This is a genomic window from Collinsella aerofaciens, assembly GCF_040910185.1.
Lineage (GTDB): Bacteria > Actinomycetota > Coriobacteriia > Coriobacteriales > Coriobacteriaceae > Collinsella > Collinsella aerofaciens_BF.
The window spans coordinates 75,767-99,070 of sequence record NZ_JBDGBA010000003.1; the positions used below are offsets into that span (position 1 = coordinate 75,767).

The following is a 23,304-nucleotide window of genomic DNA, read 5'->3' on the forward strand; positions in this document are numbered from 1 at the left end:
TCCTCGGACATGAAAGAACCCCCGCTGCGCACTACGTGCGGCGGGGGTTCTTTCGTCCTGCGGAGTGTCCGCGAAGGTTAGCCCTCAGATCCTGCTACGACTACGTCCTCGGATTGTGTGGCTGAATGGATGACGTGGCTGTGGGGGCCTTTTGTCCCCTTCGCTGTTTCGCGGCTTTGCCGCGAAACCACGCGTCACTTTGGGGATGGATGGAGGGCGTGGCTGGATTGCAGATTCAAATGGCTAGAGAGATATGGGCGCGAACGAGAAATCGTTATTGGGGTCATCCTTTTCCATAAACTCATCGAGACAAAACGTCATGTAGATTGGAACGTACAGAACCTTGCCCTCTTTGCTGAGATTCTCGTGGCTTAGTACAACGGCCTCGGGAATTTTGTACTCGCCCACACTCATCAGACGATCGAGGGCCGCGTGCGCTCGAACTTTCTTGCCCGATTTGACCTCGATTGGGACAACATGCCCGTGGGCGCCTTCGATTACAAAGTCAACTTCACCGACCTCACGCGTTTGGTAGTACCATGCATCCGCCCCGAGGGCAACGAGTTCCTGCGCGACCACGTTCTCATAGAGACCACCAAGGTTGGGAGTTTTCATATCAAGATAGACAGCGCGTGCAGTGCTGCCGGGGTATCGCGATGCGAGCATGCCTGTATCAGACTCGTATAGTTTGAAGGCTGTCGTTTTCTCCGTCCTCTTGAGAGGACTCCGTGGCTCCGTCACCCTGGCGACCATCAATCCAACACCTGCGTTAACAAGCCACAGGAAATCCTGCTCATATTTTTTAAGGCGAGCTCCCTCACCCAGAGACGAAACAACAAAGCGATGAGACTCCGCCTCAAGCTGAACGGGAATTTGCTCAAAAATCGACCGAACGTTAAACGCTCGAGTCGATGCATATTTTGAGATATCGCTTTTGTACTGATCGACCAGCTGAGTTTGAAGCTCACGTGTGCTCACGAGCGAATAACCCGAATCAATATAATTCTGAACGACCTCCGGCATGCCGCCGCAAACGATATAGGCTCTATAGTTCTTGAGCATCGCCTCATGAATATAGTTTTCGACAGGATGTTTCTCGACAAGGCAGCTGCGAATGCCTGCAAGCACATTCTCGCTTACGCTGTTTGCCCAACAAAACTCTTCAAAATCCATCGGGCGCATAACAATGTGCTCTACATACCCCACCGGAAAAGAAGAGATCCCCTTAAACTCAGTCCCAAGCATAGACCCCGAGAAGACATAGCTAAAGCGCCCATCCTCGACCAACGCCTTCATGAGTGTAACGATCTGCGGATACTCCTGAATCTCATCGACAAAGACAAGCGTATCGCCCTCAACAAGCGGCGCATCCGCAAGAAGGGCTACGCGGTTGATAAAGTCAACGGAGTTCTTTGCGCCAACAAGTGCATTCCTTGCTTCGACATCGAGTAGTAAATTGACCTCAAAATACGAAGCGTAGTTGCTTTTTCCAAACGCGCGAATCGCATAGCTCTTGCCAATCTGACGCGCACCAGTAACGAGTAATGCCTTATTGGAGTTATTCTTCCAGCTCAAAAGCCTATCAGTGACCTTACGGCGTAGCATTAAACCCCCAAATGACAAAAATTGACAGATAGAATCGCCTAAAATCATACAAAAATTGGCAGATAATATTGTCGTAAATATACAAAAATTGGGAGATAGAAAAGGTTCGAATAGGCCTCAAAGCCACTGAAACAGTGCTCTACTTTGCGAAGGGGCTGGGGACGCTGTTGGGTGCGTCTCCAGCCCTCTGATTCTTACTTTGGATCCCGATGGTGGGGTGTTGTCGGTGCTGCTTGCTTGGTTACCTTGTCTCGCCGGACTCCGTGCGTAGGCGGTAGCCGTGGACGAGGTCGCTAATGGCCGGCCAGGGAATCTGGCGGTCGACCCAAAATTGGAGCTGGACCAGATAGCGCTCGGTGGCGCGGGTGAGGGCTGCAAACTGTTCGTGAGTCTCTACCTGGGCGTAGAGGTCGCGGCTGTGGGCGAGGATTGCCGTGGTGTCATCCATTTTGCCGGTGACGTCGAAGGCGCCCGAGAACCAGTCGCACAGGCGCGCGGCGCTGTTGTTGATCGTTGCGAGGTCGGCGGTGCCGTCGTTGGCGTTTTCGTTGGCCTGGGCTCGCAGGAGGGAGAGGGCGTCGGCGGCGTTCATGCAGTAGCCGACGGTGAAGTTCCAGACGGCGAATTCGCGGCCTGTGTCGAGCTTGCGGCGGCGCATGTAGTCGATATCGCGTGGTTCCTCAAGCATCATCTGGTCGGCGAGGGCCTCAAGTGCAGTGGTGTACTCGGCAAGGTCGAGTGCGAGCAGGGTGTTGATATCCATCATCTTTAGGCCTCCGCTTCGATCTCGACGATTTCGTTTTTGATGTGCATGCCCTGGTTGTCCCAAACATTGCGGCAAGCAACGGCAAAGCGCTCGCGGTCGGCTTCGCAGATGCGGGCGAACATGTTGCAGGTGCCAAAGGGCTCGCACACGTCAAAGAAGATGCAGATTGACGACCATCCGCCATACCAGCTCACGGCGCCCGCCGGCTCGTGAAAGACGGGGTTCTCGATGTGCTCGTAATTGGCGATGGGGCCCGATACGGGATAGGTTACCTCGGCATCGCAGATCTTGGCCGAAAAGATACGTGACTCGACCGGACAGGACGATTCGAACAGCTTGCATGCCTCGGGAGCCTTGTCCCAGAGCATGTCGGCGAGAAACGTCTCGCCATTCAGCGTGATCTTGAGCATTTTTGTCATAGTAAGGACCTCCTCAATCCGTCGCTCAAGGGGCTCGCTGGCGGATAAGGAGAAGACAGCGGCGGGGTCGCCGAACCCAAACTTCACGACAGATCTCTGTCGCCCAAGCCCGCGCTGTTCTTCGCTAAAGTACCATGCCGCAATTGCGCGCGCAATATCAGTTTTTGATTTTCTGGAAGCGGCGATCGACGAGACGGCTCGCCGGCTGCCGGCCGACGCGCGGCAAAGGCACTCGTCTATTCCTTAAGTTGGATGAAAAACGCCATGTTATTGCAGGGCTGCATACTCGTCCAATAAGTGCATAGAATCTCGTATAGTGCGAGTAAGATTTTGCGCTGCCTATTTTATGTTTAGCAAAGATATAGTTTGCATAATCTGGTCTAATCCCTGCTCTATTAAAATAAAGTTGCACGTAAATGACGTAGATATGCTTGAGCTGGGTTTCTTTACGCTGAGCGGGTAAAAGCGACCGTTCACCGTTCAACTATTTTCAAAATGAATAAAATGAGCGATAAAGAGAATATAAACCTTAATAAACTCGCGTATCGCACGGGCGCGGGTTATTAATGGGTTGTAGGCCTTTTACAGAAAGGATTCCAGCAATGTCTAAGCCTCTTGGCAAGCCCGATCGTATCGTCGTCGCCCTTGGCGGCAACGCCCTCGGCAACAACCCCGTTGAGCAGATCGAGGCCGTGAGTAACACCGCTCACGCTCTCCTCGGCCTGATCGAGCAGGGCAACGAGATCATCATCACCCACGGCAACGGCCCGCAGGTTGGCATGATCCAGAACGCCTTCGCCGCTGCCCACGACGCCATCGGCACCCCCGAGATGCCGCTGCCCGAGTGCGGCGCCATGTCCCAGGGCTACATTGGTTATCACCTGCAGCAGGGCATTGGCCGCGAGATGCACAAGCGCTATAAGCGTTGGCACGCCGCCACCGTCGTCACCCAGATCGAGTGCGACCCGGACGATCCCGCGTTCAAGAACCCGACCAAGCCGATCGGTCCCTTCTACACCGAGGAGCAGGCCAAGGAGTTCATGGCCGAGGATCCCTCCAAGGTCTTCGTCGAGGATTCCGGTCGCGGCTGGCGTCGCGTCGTCGCTTCCCCCGATCCCAAGAAGATCGTCGAGGCCGACTCCATCCTCAATCTGCTCGACAACGAGTTCATCGTCATCGCCTGCGGTGGCGGCGGCATTCCCGTCGTCCGCGACTATGAGAACAAGGGCTGCTACAAGGGCGTCCCCGCCGTCATCGACAAAGACCTGGGCGGCGAGCTGCTGGCCGAGGACTGCGACGCCGACGTTCTGTTCCTGCTGACCGCCGTTGAGCATGTCGCCATCAACTTTGGCAAGCCCAACCAGGAGGAGCTCGAGGACCTCACCGCCGACGAGGCCGAGCGCCTGGCCGACGAGGGCCAGTTCGGCAAGGGTTCCATGGAGCCCAAGGTCCGCGCTGCCATCAAGTTCGCTCGTTCCCGCAAGGGCCGCACCTGCATCATCGGCGCTCTGGACAAGGCTGCCGAGACCATGGCCGGCCTCTCCGGCACCCGCATCCACGAGTAGTCTCTACTCTGTTGCCTCTCTCGTGGGCGCCAGGCAAGACGCCCACAAACTAGCCTCTCTTCATGAGCCCCGCAGTCCGCTCCGACTGCGGGGCTTTTGCTATTCACCTAGTCCCCGATGGGTGAGTAGTCATTGGGGACGTTCTTAAACGACTAGTCAAACAAGAACGTCCTCAATGACTACTAATTTAAATCTGTCCCCAATGACTGCGGAAAGCGCATCTCACACCGACGCATTGCTTTCGGGCCCTCTCCCCAGGCTCTCCATAGCTCAGCTGGACTCCCCGCAACCTGTTCCGAGTTGGCGGAACGAGCGCGACGTGGAGTGTCATTCTTTACCGCGTTAGACTAGACGCAGGGAAAGGAGGAGGACATGGATGCTCGCGTCAAGCAGCTTGTAAATATGATCGAGGACGCTCAGCCTGTCGCTGTCGCGGTACTTGCCAAGCGTCTCGAGGTAAGCGAGCGCGCCGTGAGAAACTATATCCATCGCGCAAACGACAGCCTTGCAGGGGTTGCACGCATCGTTGGCAGCAAGGGGCAGTATCGTATCGATGTTGCACGTGCAGATGAGCTTGCTCGCTTGCTAGACGGTGCGGCTCTGGCCCATCCGGGCATTCCTGATACGCGCGATGGCCGTGTGTCCTTCCTTCTTAACGACCTCCTCATGCGGTCCCAGTGGGTGACGATTGAGGAGTATGCGGATTTACTCTACGTTTCGGCGCGGACTCTGTCCAATGACATGCGTCTGGTAGAGCAGAAACTCGCCCAATTTGACTTAACGCTCGAAAAGCGCCCACGCTACGGAATCCGCGTTGCGGGCGGGGAGTCACAACGGCGCCTGTGCCGGGCCTCGCTGGTGAGGCCCGTGTTGCCCGACACCGACGATGCAAAGCTCGCCGAGCGCCTGCGGGCCATCGCCGCATGTGTGGACGATGCCCTGACGGCCTCGCCCGTCACGGTGAGCTCGCTGGCATCCCGCAATCTCATCATGCATCTTTACATTGCTCTTGGCCGCATCGAGCAGGGCTGCTATGTCCCAGCTGCAGAATCGGACGTTCAAAAACTGGAGGGAACGCGCGAATACGCCGCGGCTTTCCAGATTGCCGCAAACATCAAGGATGCCCTGGGCGTGAGCATGCCCCGAGAAGAGGTTGCCTTTATCGCAATCCATTTGCTCGGCAGGGGCACGGGCGTGCCCGAGAAGGGCTCTGCCGTTATCTCGGACGAGATGTGGGAGATTGCTTCCGAGATGGTACGTGCGGTCAACGATGAGTTTAGGTTTGACTTTAGCGGCGATCTTGAACTTCGCATGAACCTTGCTCGGCATATCGGCCCTCTGGGCTATCGCCTTGAATATCACATGCATATGGATAACCCCATGCTGCCCGATATCAAGACGAGGTTTCCGTTGGCCTATTCGATGGCAGCTGGCACCTCGCAGGTACTCGAGCGTCATTTTGGCAGCCAGCCCTCTGATGAAGAGCTCGGCTACATCGCCATGGCATTTGCCCTGGCCCTCGAGCAGCAAGCCGACCAGCCGCGTCGCAAGCGCATCCTGATCGTGTGCGCCTCGGGAGCGGGAAGCGCCCGTATGCTCGAGCACCAGTACCGCAAGCAGTTTGGCATGTATATCGATTCGATTGAGACATGCGATGTCGCCCGCGTGGGAACGTTCGATTTTTCGCACATCGACTACGTGTTCACAACGGTGCCGCTCAACGTCAAGTTGCCCGTGCCCGTCCGCGAGGCCGATTTCTTCTTGGAGACGAGCGATGTCAACGCTATCCGCAAGGTGCTGAGCGACGACACTGCGCAATCGGACTCCGTAAGCTCTTTCTTTAGCCGTGCCCTGTTCTTCAACCGCGTTGAGGCGTCGTCGAAGCAGGCCGTTCTCCGATATCTCTCCGTGCGCGCCGTCGAGAGCGGCCGTGTCGATGCCCAGTTTGCCCAAGAGGTCGCCGAGCGCGAGAGCGCGAGTGCCACCTCGTTTGGCAATGGGGTAGCCATGCCCCATGGGATGCATCCCTTGAGCGCCGAGGCCTTTGTTACCGTGGGCCTGCTCGAACATCCCATTCTTTGGGACGAATACGGCCATGAGGTCGATATCGTCTTTATGGTGTCGTTTGCCCGGTCGGGCGGCGATGAGGCGCGGATCTTGAGCTCACTGCTCGCCGAGATCTTTATGGACCGCCAGGGGGTCGAGCGCCTACGCGAGCGCCGGTCCTGGCATGAGCTGATGGCGCTTGTGCAAGCGCATACGGCTTAAGACTTCTTTTGTCGATAACCCTGTCTGTCTACCTGCAATAAACCTCGAGGATTGCGGGCGGGAGATAGGCGTTTCGAATATTCAAGTACAAACCAAACATCACGGGAGAGGAGACCGTTATGGACGATCAGGGAACCGAGATGGTTTCGTTTCAGCTGGTCGCTGCGGCGGGAGAGGCACGCAGCCTTGCCTTCGAAGCCCTTGAAAAGGCAAAAGCGGGGGATTTTGACGCCGCCGCCAAACTCATGAAGCAGTCAAAGGATGCGGGAATCAAGGCTCACCACATCCAAACGCAGCTGCTTTCGACTGAGGCAGCGGGCGAGCATCTGTCGGTGGATGTGTTGCTGGTCCATGCTCAGGACCACCTCATGTGCTCCATGCTTGCTCAGGAGCTCGTGCAGGAGCTGATCTGCCTGTATGAGTGCACTGCAACCAAGAACGCCTAGCGGCGTGCGGTGACTATCCAACCAATCAATGCGAAGGGAATCCCTTATGAAGATCCTTCTTGTTTGCGCAGCTGGTCTGTCTACAAGCATTCTGATGAAGAAACTCGAGAAATATGCGGAGCAAAACGGCATCGAGCTCGATATCGATGCGGTGGGTATCGGCGAGTATCAGGAGACGTGCGCCAATTATGACGTGCTGCTCTTGGGGCCGCAGGTGTCCTACCAGCTCAACACCGTCAAGCAGGGGAGCGGTAAGCCGACCGCGGTCATCCCCGCACAGGACTACGGCATGGGCAACGCCGCCAACGTGCTGGCACTCGCCCAGTCGCTGTTGGGTTAGGAGGCGACCATGGAGAAGTTCATGACCCTGCTTCAGGAAAAACTGACCCCTATCGCCAATTTCTGCGGCACCGAGCGCCACTTTGCCTCCATGCAAAAGGGCTTTATGAGCGCGATCAGCTTCATCTTGGTATCTGCCGTCTTTATGATCCTCGCCAACCCGCCGGTCACGGCCGACCTGGTGGCGCAGGGCGGGTTCTGGTCCGTCTTTGGCCCTTGGCTCGATTTTGCGACGGCCAATAAGCTCACGCTGCTCATCCCCTTCAATATGACGATGGGCATACTGTCGGTGATCGTGACGTTCGCAATCGCATATAACCTGGCGGGCACCTACAAGATGCCCAAGCTTAACGCCGGCATGACCTCGCTGGTGATGTTCCTGATCGCCGCGGCGCCGTCGTCCTACTACCAGCTTGCTGACGAGTCCGTGCTCCAGGCGGTCCCCTGCACCTATCTGGGTGCGCAGGGCCTGTTTACCGCCATCATCGTTGCCTTGGTCTCCGTCGAGGTCACGCGCTTCTGCCAGACCAAGGGCATCACCATCAAGATGCCCGATGGCGTGCCGCCGTTTTTGTCCGAAACCTTTGGCGCCATCGTACCTATGCTCGCCAACATCCTCATCTTCTTTGGCGGCAACCTGCTGATCCAGATGATCGATCCCGCGCTGTCCATCCCCTCGGTTATCGAGAAGCTGCTCGCTGCCCCGCTTTCCGTCGCAGTTGACTCTGTGCCCGGCGCACTGCTTATCTGCTTCATGACGCTGCTGTTTTGGTGCTTTGGCGTCCACGGCAACATGATCGTAATGCCCATCACCGCCCCGGTCTCGCTTGCCGCCTTTGCCGCCAACGCCTCGCTCTATGCTGCCGGGCAGCCGCTTGAGTTCCACCCGGTGCTCATGTCGTTGGCCATCAACCTCATCGGCGGCACGGGTAATACGTTCTCTTTTGTGGCGCTCTGCGCGTTTAGGGCAAAGTCGCAGCAGCTCAAGGCATTTGGCAGGGCATCGATCGTGCCGAGCTTCTTCCGTATCTCCGAGCCCGCGATCTTCGGCGCGCCCATCATCTTCAACCCGATCCTCATGATTCCGTTTGTGCTAGGCGGCATGATCTCGGCCCTGCTGTATTGGGGTGCGGTCTCACTGGGTCTTGTCTCTAACTTCTACATCTTGGTGAGCGGCACGTTCCCCATCTTCGTTCAGGGCTTTGTCCAGTGCCTCGACCCGCGTATCTGGGTGTTTACGATCGTTTTGATCGTGGTCATGGCTGTGGTCTGGTACCCGTTCTTTAAGGTGTACGATAACCAGCTCCTGGCTCAGGAGCAGGAGAACGCCGCGGCAGCTTCTGCCGAGGATGCTGAGTAGCATGAGTTACTTTGACAGAACGTCTGCCGCCGGTATGCCCGAGGGCTTTTTGTGGGGTGGTGCCCTCGCCGCCAACCAGGCCGAAGGGGGCTGGAACGAGGGCGGCCGCGGCATGTCGCACTCCGACCTGATCCCACAGGGTTCCGACCGCTGGGATGTAATGTTTGGCAGGCAAAAGCCCGTGGACGATCCGGACAGGCTGTATCCATGCCGCTGGGGCAACGACTTCTTCCATCATTGGCACGAGGATGTCGAGCTTTTTGCCGAGATGGGCTTTAAGTGCCTGCGTCTTTCAATTTGCTGGAGCCGTATTTTTCCCACAGGGATGGAGGCCGAGCCCAACGGCGAGGGCTTGGAGTTTTACCGTCAGGTATTCGAGGCGCTGCGCGAGCATGGAATCGAGCCGCTTGTGACGCTGTCGCACTACGACTATCCGTTGGCTCTGGTCGAGCGCTATGGTGGCTGGCAAAGCCGAGAGATGATCGAGCGGTATGCGCACTACGTCGAGACCGTCGGACGCGCGTACCAGGGCCTCGTGCGTTATTGGCTTACGTTCAACGAGATCAACAGCGTGGCGCTGTCCTATCTCAACGCGGGTGTCACGCTCGAGGATGAGCGTGACCGTGCAGCCGTGACTGCGGCGTTCTCGCACCATATGTTTATGGCGAGCGCTCGCGCTGTCGAGATTCTGCACAAGATCGATCCCGCAAACAAGGTGGGTTGCATGGTCGCTGCCGGTGCGACCTATCCGTACCGTTGTGCGCCCGAGGACGTATGGCTTGCGTATGAGGAGGACCGCGGCCGCTACTTCTACACAGACGTGATGGCTGCGGGCGCCTATCCTGCTTGGAAGCTGCGTGCACTCGAGAAAGAGGGTGTTCACGTGCCCTTTGAGCCGGGCGATACGGAGTATCTGGCAGAGCATACGGTCGACTTCATCTCGTTCTCGTACTATTGCTCGCGCTTGGTGTGCGCCGATGATCAGGTGATCGCCGAGAAGGCGGAGGGCAACGTGTTCCCGACGTTGCGCAATCCGTACCTCAAGGATAAAGAGACTGCCTGGAAGTGGCAGATCGATGCGCTGGGTTTGCGCGTGACGCTTGCCGGCTACCACGATCGTTACCATCTTCCGCTCTTTATCGCCGAGAACGGTGTGGGCGGACTCGATGCGCTGGAAGACGGCAAAGTCCACGATGCGTATCATATTGATTACCTGCGAAGGCATATTCTTGCGCTGCGCGATGCAATTGTCGAGGACGGTGTTGACCTGATGGGATACACGCCGTGGGGCTGTATCGATTTGGTGTCGGCCTCGACGGGGCAGATGAAGAAGCGCTATGGCTTTGTTTATGTCGATGCCGATGATATGGGCAAAGGCACGTTCGATCGCTACCGAAAGGACAGCTTCTGCTGGTACCAAAAGGTCATTGCATCAAATGGCGAGGACTTGAGTTAACTCTTGCAGGTCTGTTGCCCCCGCGGTCCGCTTCGGCCGCGGGGGCTTTTGTTATTGAGGCGGCTGTTCATGAGGAGCATTGCAGGCTGCGGAAACCCGGCACTTGGGGACGTTCCTTTCCTGCCGGCAGCTTGGGACAGTCCTTAAAGGCCGCATCGATCAACTGCGGAAAGCACATCCCAGAATGAGCGTCCAACATGGGGTGCGGTTTCCCTTGAGGCCCTCAATCGGAAAATGCATCCCGGATTATTGTCGAAAAGCGGTCCCTAGTTTCCCAAACGGGCCGCTAACGGAAAGCGCACCCCGCTATTGGGCCCCAAAGCAGGATGCGCTTTCCGTGCTGGCAGTTCCAAGCAGTTCGGGATGGCCCTTTTCGTCTGCTCTCGGCCGGCGTCCGTAAGACTGTCCCCGACGACCACTCATTTAAGTCTGTCCCCAATGAGTCCCCAATGACTAGTAGTAGGCCCACATGGCTTCGACTTCGTTAAGGACCTCTACGCAGCCCCAGCGGCGGGCGCTGCGGCTGGCCGAGTTGGGGTCGTAGACGCCAATCTGGTTGGCGTCGTCGATGCCGTAGAGCACGATGTAGTGGCCTACGTTGGTAAACGTACCGGGGCGCACTGCGGCGATGACGGGCGCACCCGAGCGAAGTGCTTGGGTAATCGATTCGCGATCGTTATAGAGCTGTGTTCCGTTGAGCCCCAGCTGCCACGCACCGCCTGTCATAAACGACCACTCGGTGGCACCGGTGGGGGCGTAATTGCCCGCCTCGGAAAGCGCGCACATATCGACGGGGGTCATATCGGTGCGTCCCGTCTTAAAGATATAGACCATGGTGAGGCACGTAGGCCCGCAGGCATTTTGGCGGATGGTGCCGCCGGCGTAAGGCAGCTCTGACCACGCGGGGTCGATCTGATAGATATGGGGCATCGTGCCGGCTTGCCATTGCGAGCGCGGGGTCGAAAAGGCGAAAGAATAACCGGGCGCGACGGGGGCCTTGAGCAGCTTGTCCTCGGCGGTGGGACCGAGACCGGCCGAGCCGTGGGACACACAGGAGCTCATAAGCACAAAGACCAGACAGGTAAGGATAGAGCACAGTGCGAGGCGAAGTCGACGAGCCGGCAGGGCGGGAGCATTCACGTGCGGTGTCGAGCGGTAAGGCTTGCCGTCGCGTCCGCCTTGGGGATGCGAAAAGAAGCGGTTGATATGGATGCCGGGCTGACGTACGCCGTTGCGGCGCAACTGCGGAACCTCGGCCTGACGCTGTCGAGTGCGCGCGCCCAAGCGGCTATCTTGCTGCGCGCTTGTGCCCATGCTCGGACGGCCACTCTGCCGTGTTCTGCTTGCCTGCTGCCGAGACGAAGGCCTGGGTTGCTCTTGAGGACGTTGCGGATTGCCGCTCGTGGCACATCTGGGCGTCGGCGTGGTACGGCCAGCAAGGCGAACGCTTTGTCGCCGTTGATCACCGTCGTTGTATCCGTATGCCATTCGTACCGCCTTGTCTCATGTATAACCTATCCATCCTACAAAAAAGATGTGCAACAAATGGGTCTGCGCGTCAAAAGCTCGGCAAACGGTACGAAAGGCGCAAAACATACGGCCTCAAAAACATCTCTATATGCGTCCGATGAGCGTACGCCCGTCGGACGGGCGGCAACAATGAGCGGCAAACCGTGCCGTTCGTCCCAAAAACGGCGCCGCTCGTTTTGCAGTTTTGCCTTCGGTCGAGCTACAGGCGGCGTTGCCGTGCCAAGGCCGTATCTTAAAGCCATGAAGTAAAAGCGCGCGGCAAAACAGACTGCGCAAGGGGTGACGCCAGGAGGCGTCAAAAAGGAAAGGAGGGGAACAATGGCGGACAAGAACGCAGAAGTTGCAGTCGAGGATAACGGCGGCATGAAGAAAACGCTTTCGCTCTGGAACTTCTTCACCATCGGTTTTGGTGCCATCATCGGTACCGGTTGGGTTCTGCAGGTCGGCGACTGGATGGTCGTGGGCGGCGGTCCCGTTCCCGCTATGATCGCATTCCTCTTGGGTGCGATCTTCCTCGTGCCCGTCGGAGCTGTTTTCGGTGAGCTCACGGCTGCTATCCCCATCTCGGGTGGCATCGTCGAGTATGTCGATCGTAGCTTTGGCCGTACGCTGAGCTACATCACCGGTTGGCTCTTGGCTCTGGGCAACGGTATCCTTTGCCCGTGGGAGGCCATCGCCATTTCGACCCTCGTGTCCGAGATGTTCGGTAGCCTGCCCGGTCTTGAGTGGCTGCGCGCCGTCAAGCTCTACACCATCCTGGGCGCCGACGTTTACCTGTTCCCGACGCTGATCGCGCTCGGCTTTGCGGCCTACGTCATCTTCCTCAACTTCCGCGGTGCCAGCTCGGCCGCCAAACTCCAGGCCTTCCTGACCAAGGCCCTGCTCTGCGGCATGCTGCTCGCCATGGGCGTCTCGCTGTTCACCGGCTCGCCGGACAACGCCATGCCCGTGTTCTCCCAGGTCACCGGCGCTGGCGGCGGTAAGGCCGCTACCGAGAGCACCGGCCTGTTCGCCGGCATCGTGTCGGTCCTGGTCCTGACCCCGTTCTTCTACGCCGGTTTCGACACCATTCCTCAGCAGGCTGAGGAAGCGGCCGAGGGCCTCAACTGGAACAAGTTCGGCAAGATCATCTCCCTGGCCCTGCTGGCCGCCGGCGGCTTCTACATGGTCTGCATTTACTCGTTCGGCACTATCCTCGACTGGCATGAGTTTGTTAAGAGCCCGGTTCCCGCGCTTGCCTGCCTCAAGGGCATCAACATGCTCCTGTACCTGGCCATGCTTGTCATCGCCACGCTTGGACCCATGGGCCCGATGAACTCCTTCTACGGCGCCACGAGCCGCATCATGCTCGCCATGGGTCGTAAAGGCCAGCTGCCCGAGCAGTTCGCCGAGGTCGACCCCAAGTCCGGCGCTCCCAAGCTCGCCTGCGTCGTTCTGGGCGTCATCACCGTCGTCGGTCCGTTCCTGGGCAAGAACATGCTCATCCCTCTGACCAACGTGTCGGCTCTCGCCTTCATCTTCTCCTGCGGCATGGTCGCCCTCGCTTGCCTGCGCATGCGCTTCACCGAGCCCGACCTGCCTCGTCCCTACGAGGTGCCCGGCGGCAAGTTTGGCATCGGCCTCGCTATCGCTGCCTGCGCCATCATCATCGGCTTGCTTGTGATTCCGTTCTCTCCCGCTTCCCTCAACATGGTGGAGTGGAGCATCGTGATCGGCTGGTTGGCTATTGGTCTGGCCCTCATGGCTTTCACCAATTCCCGCAAAAAGTAACGCCTAGCCGGGGCGGATCGGGTGCGCGGGACCCTCTCTCCCGCGCACCGAACCCGGCATCACTTGGGTAGCTTTGTGAGGCCGCGACCCAACACGGCCTCGCCCACATATATGGATCCATAAGGAGGAACCATGTCCACTAAGTATGCAATCGTTGGCGGCAAGCTCATCGACGGTACCGGTGCCGAGCCGGTCGAGAACTCCCTCGTCCTCGTCGACGACAACGGCAAGATCGAGTACGCCGGCACTATGCAGGACCTTCCCGAGGGCGTTGAGGTTATCGACGCCGCCGGCAAGACCGTCCTTCCCGGCCTGATCGACACCCACCTGCACTTCTCGGGCAACCTGACCGACGATGACACCGATTGGGTCATGCAGCCGCTCCTCGAGAAGCAGGCCGTCGCCGTCAAGCAGGCCTACGACTGCCTCACCCACGGCCTCACCACCGTCTGTGAGATCGGCCGCTTTGGTATCCAGATCCGTGACTGCATCGACAAGGGCGTCTTTAAGGGCCCGCGCGTTCTGGCCACCGGCCTCGGCTTCTGCCGCGTTGCCGGTCACGGTGACTCTCACCACTGCACCCAGGAGCTCAACAAGGAATCCCACCCCTGGGGCGACCAGGTCGACGGCCCTTGGGATCTGCGCAAGGCCGTCCGTCGTCGTCTGCGCGAGAACCCCGATGCCATTAAGATCTGGGCTACCGGCGGCGGCATCTGGCGCTGGGACTCCGGCCGCGACCAGCACTACTGCTCCGAGGAGATTCAGGCCGTGGTCGAAGAGGCAAAGATGGTCGGCATCCCCGTGTGGAGCCACTGCTACAACAACCACGCCGCTGCCTACGATTCCGTTCGCTTTGGCTGCGAGCAGCTGATTCACGGCTTCGATATCGATGAGCGCACCATGGACCTCATGGCCGAGCAGGGTACCTTCTTCACCCCGACGATCGCCTTCCTGCCCACCTGGTACGCCACCTATCCGCCCGTCTACGTTCCCGAGCTGCACGACAAGTACGAGGGCACCCTGGTCGAGAAGGAGCTGCAGCGCAACTACGACTGCCTGCGCGAGGCCAAGAAGCGCGGCGTCGTCATGACGATCGGCTCCGACTCCTTCTCCTTCGTCACCCCGTACGGCACCTGCTCTATCGAGGAGATGTACGAGTTCGTCGACAAGATCGGCTTCACTCCGGTCGAGACCATCACCTGCGCCACCCTCAACGGTGCCAAGATGTGCCACATCGAGGACGAGACCGGGTCCATCGAGGCCGGCAAGTGCGCCGACCTGCTGGTCGTCAACGGTGACGTCGCCGCCGACATCCACGTGCTCAACACCGACAACATGGACGTCATCATGAAGGACGGCTGGATTGTCGAGGGCGGCACCTTCGGCGAGGCAAACAAGTACAGCGCCTAAGCTACCGTTCATCGATGGCTTGATGTAAAACACAGTATTTGATTGCATAATGCAATGGAGAGGGTCGCTTGCGGCCCTCTTTATTGCTATGGGGTGCGTCAGTAAGAAGGAGATGACGGTGGATCTCAATAGGCTGATTCTAGGCAAGAGCTACAACTCTACCAAGGTCTTTCGTACCGCTCAGCATGTGGCTCAAGCCATCTTGCTCGGTATTGTCGTCCCGCTGCTTATCCTGCTGCTCATCTGGGATCTAACCGATAATCCCAATCCCGTTCCGGGCGTTGTCGTCATTGCCGGCTTGGTCATGCTGTGCTTCTTCTTCTCGTACGTCTTTGTCGTTCCCGACGACCTCACATCGAGCGCAACCGACCGCACGCTCGCCATCGCATCAAAAATATTCGCCTACACGTCGCGCGGCCTTACGCCCGAAGCGGCCCTGGGCGCCTCTAAAATTATCCTGTCCGAGACCATCGCCTCTGCCATCTGCTTTACCGACGGCAAGCAGGTGCTGGCAAGCTGGGGCGAGGACTCGGCAAAGTGCCCTGCCGGCACCCCGGTCGTGCTCAAGACCACGCTCAACGTGATTGAGACGGGCGAGCAGAGCGTGTTTTCGCGTGACGCCTCCAGTGAGACGGGCGGTTATTTTCCCCGCCTGCGCGCCGGCATTGTCGCGCCGCTGACCGTGCGTGGGCATTGCGTAGGCACACTCGAGCTGTATTACCCGCGCCTGAGCAGCATCGATATGCGCCAGACGGCGCTTGCCTCGGGTTTTGCCGACCTCATTTCCACGCAGCTCGCCAGCTTTGAGCTCGAGCGCCAGGATGAACTCACGGCCCGCGTTGAACTCCGCGCTCTGCAGTCGCAGGTCGACCCGCATTTTCTATTCAATACCATCAGCACCATCGTGTCGCTCGTTCGAACCGAGCCCGACAAGGCGCGATCGCTGCTGATCGACTTCTCCAACTACTATCGTCAAACGCTTTCTGACTCCGATACGCTCACCACGCTCGAGCACGAGGTGGAACAGGGCACCCGTTATATCAATCTTATGCAGGCCCGGTATGGCGACGGCCGTCTGCGCGTTTCGGTCGACATCGACTTTGAGGTGCGCGACAGCCTGGTGCCGCCGTTTATCTTGCAGCCGCTGCTCGAAAACTGCATCAAGCATGCGCAGCGCGAGACCGAGCCGCTTTCTATTCGTGTTAGGGCTTTTGAGACCGATGACGGCTTGGAGATCATCGTCGAAGATGACGGTATCGGTATGAGTGAAGAAGTCTGCGCGCATCTGTTTGAGCAGCATCGCCGAGAGGAGCCCGAGAGCATTACCGCCGACGGCTCCATCAAGCGAGGTTGCGGCCTGGCGCTCTTCAACGTACTTCAGCGCATCCATTTCTTTTACGGAGAAGATTCTGGCATGCGCGTGAAGTCCCAGGAGGGCGTGGGAACGCAGGTCATCGTTGAGTTGAACGGCGAGCCACATGAGCCGGCACCGTTGACGGTGTAGCACGCGGTTGGATTGAGAGAAAAAGAGGGGAAGCACATATGTCCGAAGGCTGGAACATCTTGGTGGTTGATGACGAGCCTCCCATTAGGGCTGAGCTACGCTATCTGTTGGAAAAGGATACGCGTGTGGGTCAGATTGCCGAGGCGGGCAATGTCACCGAAGCCGTGGAGTCGATTCTGTCGAACAAGCCCGACGTGCTGTTTTTAGACATTACCATGCCCGGTCGCTCGGGAATTGAGCTTGCCGAGACGCTGCAGAACCTAAAGACGCCGCCGGTCGTGGTGTTTGTGACAGCGTTTGCCGAATTTGCCGCCGATGCGTATAACCTCGATGCGGTCGACTATGTCGTCAAGCCGGTCGAGGACGCACGCCTGTCAAAGGCACTCGACAAGATCGAGGCAGCCTTGGGTGCCCGTCGTGTTATCCATGCTCCGCGCCAACCTTTGCGTCTGACGGTGGACCGCGGGGGCAAAAAGGTGTTCATTCCCGCCGCAGACGTCTGCTACTTTGAGGCGCGCGCCGATTTTTGCAACGCCATCTGCGCCGAGGGAACATACCTGATCAATGAGTCGATCTCTTCGCTCGAGCGTCGCTTGGACTCCGAGGGCTTTATTCGCGTTCATCGCAGCTACCTGGTCAATTTGGAAGACGTGCACAATGTTGAGATTGGCTCCACGGGGTTGATGGAGCTCAGGCTCGACCGCGTGAACTCGACGGTACCGGTGTCCCGTCGTCGTGCCGCCGAGGTCAAGTCGCACCTGGGGCTTGCGTAGACGGTCTGCATGCCGTCGTTTACCATCGCAGGTTTGGCATGGGCGCGCGGTGGGCATAATGGGTGGCATCGAATGAAATCGAAAGGATCATTATGCCCGCGCTTATCACCCATCATCTGTTTGGCGAGGAAAGCATCGACCGTCTTCCGCAGGGCGTCATCACGTCCGATGAAGAGCGCATTGCCTTTATCTTGGGCAACCAAGGCCCCGACCCGTTTTTCTTTCACATTCTGACACCGCGTGTTTCCGACTGCACGCTGCTGGCGCAGGTCATGCATCGGTCGCGTATGTCTCGCCAGTTCGCGTGCCTGCGCGACGGCGTGTCGCATCTGCTGCCGCGCGACGCCAGCTTGGGTCGCGCCTTTGCGCTGGGCCTGCTGTCTCATTACGTGCTCGACCGCAACGCCCATCCCTTTGTCTATGAGCAGCAGTTTGGCATCGTGGAGTCCGATTCAGAGCTTGAGGATTCGAGCAGTCAGGTCCATGCCGTGATCGAGAGCGACCTGGATGTGCTGATGCTGCAGCTTAAACGCGATGGCGCTACGGTCGACGATTACCCGCCGGCGGGCGAGATCGTCACTACCGATCGCATCAATCGCGTGGCCGGCGTGCTGATGAGCTATGTTGCCGGACGCGTGTACGGCATTGACATTCCGGCGGGGGAGTACGGTGCTGCCGTTGCCAATATGCAGCGACTTTACCGCGCGATTGAGCCGGCCGGCTCCGCAAAGACGCGCGCGATCTCGCTGGTTGAGGGCTTGGTGCACGACTACTCGCTGCTCGACGGCCTTGCCCATCGCGTGACGACGGAGCTGCCCGAGCGCACCGGCAATCTGGGCCATCTGACGTGGAAGAATCCCTTTACCGATGAGGTCTCGAACGAGAGCTTCCCCGAGGTCTTTGACCGCGCGCTGGCCGATTACGAGTGCACGGTCGCCCGATTCATCGAAACAGGTGACATGGAGGCCGTGACCGGTCACGTCAACTACAGCGGCCGTGTGCTCGGCGCCGACGAGGAGTTCGACCGCGAGGAATAACAAGTCGCCTCGCCCATACTCTCCAATAAGTTGCGGTGGAATAGTTCTTGCTTGGACTCCTGGAGTCCTTGAATAGGAACTATTCCACCGCAACTGCGTTGGAGCGCGAGGAGTTTGTTCCGGGCAAAGGCCGCGGGTGCCGCTCCCGTCCCTTTGCCGAATCCTTACCGGCGCCTCTGTGCAATTGGGGTACGATGAACTAACTGCATATCGGGCGAATACGAAGGGTCCCTGTCCATGAAATACACCAAGCTCGAGCGTAACTGGGTCATGTACGATGTGGGAAATTCGGCCCTCGTGCTGCTCAATACCTCGGTGGTGCCCATCTACTTTAACGCCATCAATACCGGTGCTTCCTCGGCAGACCTGGTGGTCGCTTGGGGCAACGCGCAGACGATTGCCTCGCTGGTCATTGCCATGCTCATGCCCATTCTGGGCGCGCTTGCCGATTACGCCGGCAACAAGATCAAGTTCTTCTTGGGCTTCTTCCTCACGGGCCTGGTTCTTTGCCTGGCGCAGGCTATCCCAATGCCCGCCATGGCATTTTTGACCGTGTACGTGCTGTGCACCATCGGCCTTAACTCTTCTATGACGTTCTACGACGCCATGCTGCCCGACATTACCACCGACGAGCGCATGGACGCCGTGTCCAGCTCGGGCTATGCCTGGGGCTACATCGGTTCCACCGTGCCGTTCATCATCTGCTTGGCGCTTATCATGGGTGGTCCCGCTCTTGGTGTCGACACCATGCTGGCAACGCGTCTGTCGTTTGTCATCACTGGTGCCTGGTGGCTCATCTTTACCCTGCCGCTCATTCGCACCTATAAGCAAAAGTACGGTCGCGAGCGCGGTCCCGAGGACACCATCGGCCACATCGTGGGCGGTGTGTTCTCCGAGGTCGGACACACCATGCGTGAGATTGCCCACAACAAGACCGTGCTGGTCTACATGATCGCGTTCTTCTTCTACATCGACGGTGTGCACACGGTCATTTCCATGGCAACCAGCTACGGATCGGCTTTGGGCATCGACTCGACCCAACTGGTGCTGGCTCTGCTCGTTACGCAGTTCGTGGCCTTTCCGTCCGCCATCATCTACGGCAAGCTCGCTGGCCGCGTGGGCACACTCAATATGATCTTGGTGGCCGTTGCCGCCTATATGGGCATCGTGCTCTTTGCCGCGTTTTTCTTAAAGACCGCCTTTGAGTTTTGGGTGCTCGCTATTTTGGTCGGCCTGTTCCAAGGAGGCGTGCAGGCGCTGAGTCGCAGCTACTTCGGTCGTATTATCCCTAAGGAAAAGTCCAACGAGTACTACGGCTTCTTCGATATCTTTGGCCGTTACGCAAGCGTTATGGGCACCTTCCTGGTGTCGGTTGTCACCTCGCTGACCGGCAACCCGTCGCTGGGCGTCCTTTCTATTGGTGTTCTGCTGGTTGTTGGCTTTGTGCTGCTGATCCGTCTGTCCCGCATGGCTCAGGCGGCACAGTAAACGCGGCCCGGATCGTGCTTGCCCGCGGTGCTCTTTTAGGGTTCCGGACATAAAACATTTCCGTCTATCCAACAATGCCGAGCCCAAGTGGGTATGATGGAATCAGCTAGGTCGCGGGGCGCCGCCTGTGTTTGGCGGCGCCCCGTTTTTGTGTTGTAAGGAGGGCAAGGCATGAATGCCACGGTGGTGATTCCAACGTATTGGGCGGGCGATGATGCTTGCGCAAACGCCCCTGGCACCTATGACCATTCGACGCGTCTCAACGCCGACAATCCCGAACTCGACCGCTGCCTGGCCTCGCTTGAGCAGGTACGTGACATCCCGCGCATCATCCTTTTGGTGGTCTGTCCCGTTTCTGCCACAGCCGATGTGTCGCTGCGCGTGCACGAGATTGTCGACGCGCATCCCACGCTCAAGGTTACCGTTGTCACCAACACCCAGGCCTCGCGCATCGCAGACCGGGTTGCTCAGATCGCGCCCAAGGGTTCGGGCGAATGCGTGAGCCTGCGAGGCTACGGTGCCATCCGCAACATGGGGCTAGCCTGTGCCGCTGTGCTGGGGCATGACGCGGTTATCTTTTTGGATGACGATGAGACTGTCATCGACGCTGACTTTATGAAGCGCGCGACCTATGCGTTGGGGCAGCAGACGCGTCAGGGCTTGCCGATCTTGGTCAAGAGCGGCTATTTCTACGATCGCGACGGCTCGCCGCTGGCTCCCACGGACAAGGCGGGCATCTGCCATCGTTGGTGGACCAAGCGCATCGAGTTCAACCGTTGGATGAAAAAGGCACTTTCGGGTACCCGCATCTCACGCTCCAATTACGCGTGCGGCGGCCTTATGGCCCTGCATGCCCGCGCGTTTACCCGCGTGGCATTCGACCCGTTTATTACCCGCGGCGAGGACCTGGATTATCTCTTTAACATGCGCATGTTTGGCTACGACGTGTGGTTCGACAACGAGTGGACCGTGCGCCATCTGCCGCCCGAGTCCGAGAAGCGCTCGCCGCGCTTTATGCAGGACGTGTACCGCTGGTACTACGAGCGGGCCAAGCTGACGTTTGCCGCGCACCAAAAGGAGCTCATTCCCGTTACGGCCGCATCGCTCATGCCCTATCCGGGTCCGTGGATTTCGCGCGAGCTCGACGATCGCGTGCGCAAGACCGCTATGGTGCGCAGCATGTTTACCCGCGAGCACGAAGGCTACCTGCGCATCTGGCGTCACGGTATTGCCGAGGCCCGAGCCTATGCGCGCCAAAACGCCGCGAGCTATCTGCGCTTCCAGAGCTTCTGGCCCAAGATTATGGACGGGCTTTGGCGCGACGCCCAACTGATTGACATTCTGGAGGGGAAGTAATGGCCGACCGCCGTGACGGGCGCGACAGCTCAATTTCGTTCTTCCGCATCGTTGCCGTGTTCTGTGCCATCTGCGTGATGGCCTACTTCATCTTCGCACTGGCGACCGGAATCGAACCCATCGCGACGGTTGTCGCCTGTGCCCTGCTCTGCATCTTTCTGTGCATCTTTATCTTTTTGACGCTTAATCCCGATTCGGTGCGCTCGCAGTACACCGAAGAGACACTCTCGGTTGCATCGGCCATGCTCGAGGACATCAAGGGCGGCCTGACGCAGGAGTCGGCGTTGCTGGTGTGCCGTCGCATTCTGCCCGAGACGCGCGCCATGACGGTGGCCATCACCGACGAGGGCAACGTGTTGGCCTGCGCGGGCGAGTTTGAGGAAAAACTACTGCCAGATTCTCCCATCCACACGCTTGCCACACGCTACGTTATCGAACATGGCATCGTGCAGTCGTTCAACCGTATGGTGGATGTCGTGGGCTCGGATGGCTCGCACAACCAAGTCCCCGCCGGCATTATCGCCCCCATCAAGGTGGGCGATCGTACCGTCGGCACGCTCAAGTTCTACTACAAGACCCCGCGCGCCGTCGACCGTACCCAGTACGCGCTTGCCTCGGGCTTTGCCGAGATCTTGTCCACGCAGCTCGCCATCCACGAGCTCGAGGTGCAAAAGGAACTCACGGCGCGCGCCGAGGTGCGTGCGCTGCAAGCGCAGATTAACCCGCACTTCCTGTTCAACACGCTGAACACCATTGCATCGTTTACGCGCACCGACCCGCTGCGGGCCCGCGAACTGCTTCGTGAGTTCTCATCGTTCTATCGTGCCACGCTCGACAACTCGGGATCGCTTATTCCGGTCTCGCGTGAGGTTGCACAGACCAAGCGCTACCTTACCTTTGAGAAGGCCCGCTTTGGCGAGGACCGCGTGCTTGCGACGTTCGATGTGTCCGAGGACGTGGAAGATACGCTGGTGCCGGCGTTCGTGATCCAGCCGATTGTCGAGAACGCCGTACGTCATGGTATGGGCGATGACGACGCCCTGAGGATCGACGTGACCGTTCACCAAGACGGCGAGGATGCAATCTTGATTGCCGTGGCCGATAATGGCGTGGGCATGGATGAGGGTACCGCCGCCAGACTGTTTGACGAGCGTTCTGCCCGTCCCGACGCCAGCTCTCCCCAGGGTGGCGGCGCCGGTGTGGCCATGCACAATATTTCGGAGCGCATCCATCGCTTTTATGGGCCGCACTCCTATACGCGTGTCGAATCGGCGCCGGGCAAGGGCACCAAAGTGCTCCTTCATCTTGATTTGTCAGAGAGCATCTTTGACATTCAAGAGTAAAATAAAAGGCTACGGGCTCAACGTCATGCGACGGATGCCCGGCGTAGTTAGTTGACGAAAGGTTTTATCCCTATGCTGCGTGCGATGATTGTGGATGATGAGGCGCCGGCTCGCTCGGAGCTTCGCTTCCTGCTCGAGCAAACGGGCAAGATCGGCACGATCACGGAGGCGTCGAGCGTCCGCTCCGCCATCGAGATGCTTATGGAAAGTCGCGTGGATGTCGTGTTTCTCGATATCTCGATGCCCGGTGCCTCGGGCCTGCAACTTGCCGAGGCGCTGCATAAGCTCAAAAATCCGCCGGCGATCGTGTTTGTGACTGCGTATAGTGACCATGCGGTCGAGGCATTCGACGTGGATGCCGTCGATTATCTGATGAAGCCGGTCGAGGAAGCTCGCTTGGATCGCGCGATCGAGAAGGTCATGCAACGCACCAAGCCGGTTACGGACAGCAAGGTGACCATCGAGCGTATCCCGGTGGAAAAGGGCGGCCGCAAGGTGCTCATTCCCGTGGACGACATTCGCTTTATCATGGCCAAGGACGATTACTCCTGCATCTATACCGTCGATGATCGCTTTTTGTCGACGACCTCGCTGGCGCAGTTTGAGGCCAAGCTCTGCGACTTTGGCTTCTTCCGTGTTCACCGCCGCTATATCGTCAACTTGGCGTGCGTCACGGATGTGGAGACGGTGCCCTCGGGCGCCATCCAGCTGGGCATTACGGGCGTCGACGAACGCGTGCCGGTTTCGCGCCGCCGCGTCGTGCCGCTCAAGAAGGCTCTGAGTCTCTAGCACGCTGGCCCCGCAGCTCTGTAGACCCATCGTCTGCGGAGCCGTGGGGCTTTTTTGTATGTATCTGCCGAATCGTTTTT

Annotated in this window: 19 protein-coding genes; 15 read left to right on the forward strand and 4 right to left on the reverse strand. The window is 58.6% G+C overall.

Going from position 1 to position 23,304, the window contains the following annotated elements:
- Positions 1-243 precede the first annotated feature (243 nt).
- The 3 genes from AB5Z54_RS02220 to AB5Z54_RS02230 all read right to left on the reverse strand — a co-directional run bounded on the left by AB5Z54_RS02220 (position 244) and on the right by AB5Z54_RS02230 (position 2,790).
- Positions 244-1,575: an ATP-binding protein gene (locus AB5Z54_RS02220; RefSeq protein WP_343006502.1), complete on the reverse strand. Its 1,332-nt coding sequence runs from the start codon at positions 1,573-1,575 to the stop codon at positions 244-246.
- 271 nt (positions 1,576-1,846) lie between these two features.
- Positions 1,847-2,371 carry a hypothetical protein gene (locus tag AB5Z54_RS02225; RefSeq protein WP_368138240.1) on the reverse strand — a complete coding sequence of 175 codons (525 nt, stop codon included), beginning with the start codon at positions 2,369-2,371 and terminating at the stop codon, positions 1,847-1,849.
- 2 nt (positions 2,372-2,373) lie between these two features.
- The gene (locus AB5Z54_RS02230) at positions 2,374-2,790 is read right to left on the reverse strand and encodes a DUF3830 family protein (protein WP_346970053.1); all 417 of its coding nucleotides are present in this window, start codon (positions 2,788-2,790) and stop codon (positions 2,374-2,376) included.
- 602 nt (positions 2,791-3,392) lie between these two features.
- Between AB5Z54_RS02230 and arcC the strand changes: the two genes are divergently transcribed.
- The 6 genes from arcC (at position 3,393) to AB5Z54_RS02260 (ending at position 10,224) form a co-directional block, all read left to right on the forward strand.
- Entirely contained in the window at positions 3,393-4,355 is a 963-nt protein-coding gene (gene arcC / locus AB5Z54_RS02235) for a carbamate kinase (RefSeq protein WP_006235166.1), read from the forward strand.
- 372 nt (positions 4,356-4,727) lie between these two features.
- Positions 4,728-6,623 (forward strand): BglG family transcription antiterminator, encoded by a 1,896-nt coding sequence (locus AB5Z54_RS02240; protein ID WP_368159993.1) that lies wholly within the window; start codon positions 4,728-4,730, stop codon positions 6,621-6,623.
- 119 nt (positions 6,624-6,742) lie between these two features.
- Positions 6,743-7,069, forward strand: coding sequence for a PTS lactose/cellobiose transporter subunit IIA (locus AB5Z54_RS02245; protein WP_117648559.1), 327 nt, complete (start codon positions 6,743-6,745; stop codon positions 7,067-7,069).
- Positions 7,070-7,115: 46 nt separating this feature from the next.
- Complete coding sequence (locus AB5Z54_RS02250) at positions 7,116-7,409, forward strand: PTS sugar transporter subunit IIB (RefSeq protein WP_117648560.1); 294 nt, start codon at positions 7,116-7,118, stop codon at positions 7,407-7,409.
- A 9-nt stretch (positions 7,410-7,418) separates the two neighbouring features.
- A complete protein-coding gene (locus AB5Z54_RS02255; RefSeq protein ID WP_117776361.1) occupies positions 7,419-8,768 on the forward strand; it encodes a PTS sugar transporter subunit IIC in 1,350 nt (449 codons plus the stop codon).
- 1 nt (position 8,769) lies between these two features.
- Positions 8,770-10,224, forward strand: a complete 1,455-nt coding sequence (locus AB5Z54_RS02260; RefSeq protein ID WP_267489792.1) for a family 1 glycosylhydrolase — start codon at positions 8,770-8,772, stop codon at positions 10,222-10,224.
- Between the two features lie 453 nt (positions 10,225-10,677).
- On the opposite strand, the gene AB5Z54_RS02265 is transcribed toward AB5Z54_RS02260, so the two are convergent.
- Complete coding sequence (locus AB5Z54_RS02265) at positions 10,678-11,538, reverse strand: C39 family peptidase (protein WP_368159996.1); 861 nt, start codon at positions 11,536-11,538, stop codon at positions 10,678-10,680.
- Positions 11,539-12,072: 534 nt separating this feature from the next.
- Here AB5Z54_RS02265 and AB5Z54_RS02270 point away from each other — a divergent pair.
- The 9 genes from AB5Z54_RS02270 to AB5Z54_RS02310 all read left to right on the forward strand — a co-directional run bounded on the left by AB5Z54_RS02270 (position 12,073) and on the right by AB5Z54_RS02310 (position 23,224).
- A complete protein-coding gene (locus tag AB5Z54_RS02270) occupies positions 12,073-13,524 on the forward strand; it encodes an APC family permease (RefSeq protein WP_368159998.1) in 1,452 nt (483 codons plus the stop codon).
- Positions 13,525-13,656: 132 nt separating this feature from the next.
- Positions 13,657-14,934, forward strand: coding sequence for a metal-dependent hydrolase family protein (locus AB5Z54_RS02275; protein WP_196022367.1), 1,278 nt, complete (start codon positions 13,657-13,659; stop codon positions 14,932-14,934).
- A gap of 112 nt (positions 14,935-15,046) precedes the next feature.
- Positions 15,047-16,438, forward strand: a complete 1,392-nt coding sequence (locus tag AB5Z54_RS02280; protein WP_368160000.1) for a histidine kinase — start codon at positions 15,047-15,049, stop codon at positions 16,436-16,438.
- 38 nt (positions 16,439-16,476) lie between these two features.
- A complete protein-coding gene (locus tag AB5Z54_RS02285) occupies positions 16,477-17,211 on the forward strand; it encodes a LytR/AlgR family response regulator transcription factor (RefSeq protein ID WP_055285284.1) in 735 nt (244 codons plus the stop codon).
- Positions 17,212-17,303: 92 nt separating this feature from the next.
- Positions 17,304-18,248 carry a zinc dependent phospholipase C family protein gene (locus tag AB5Z54_RS02290; RefSeq protein WP_368160002.1) on the forward strand — a complete coding sequence of 315 codons (945 nt, stop codon included), beginning with the start codon at positions 17,304-17,306 and terminating at the stop codon, positions 18,246-18,248.
- Positions 18,249-18,485: 237 nt separating this feature from the next.
- Complete coding sequence (locus tag AB5Z54_RS02295; RefSeq protein WP_368160004.1) at positions 18,486-19,736, forward strand: MFS transporter; 1,251 nt, start codon at positions 18,486-18,488, stop codon at positions 19,734-19,736.
- Between the two features lie 171 nt (positions 19,737-19,907).
- A complete protein-coding gene (locus AB5Z54_RS02300) occupies positions 19,908-21,092 on the forward strand; it encodes a glycosyltransferase (RefSeq protein WP_368160006.1) in 1,185 nt (394 codons plus the stop codon).
- Positions 21,092-22,435, forward strand: a complete 1,344-nt coding sequence (locus tag AB5Z54_RS02305; RefSeq protein WP_368160009.1) for a histidine kinase — start codon at positions 21,092-21,094, stop codon at positions 22,433-22,435. The genes AB5Z54_RS02300 and AB5Z54_RS02305 overlap by 1 nt, the downstream gene beginning before the upstream one ends.
- Positions 22,436-22,507: 72 nt before the next feature.
- Positions 22,508-23,224, forward strand: a complete 717-nt coding sequence (locus AB5Z54_RS02310; protein WP_022094115.1) for a LytR/AlgR family response regulator transcription factor — start codon at positions 22,508-22,510, stop codon at positions 23,222-23,224.
- Positions 23,225-23,304: the final 80 nt, after the last annotated feature.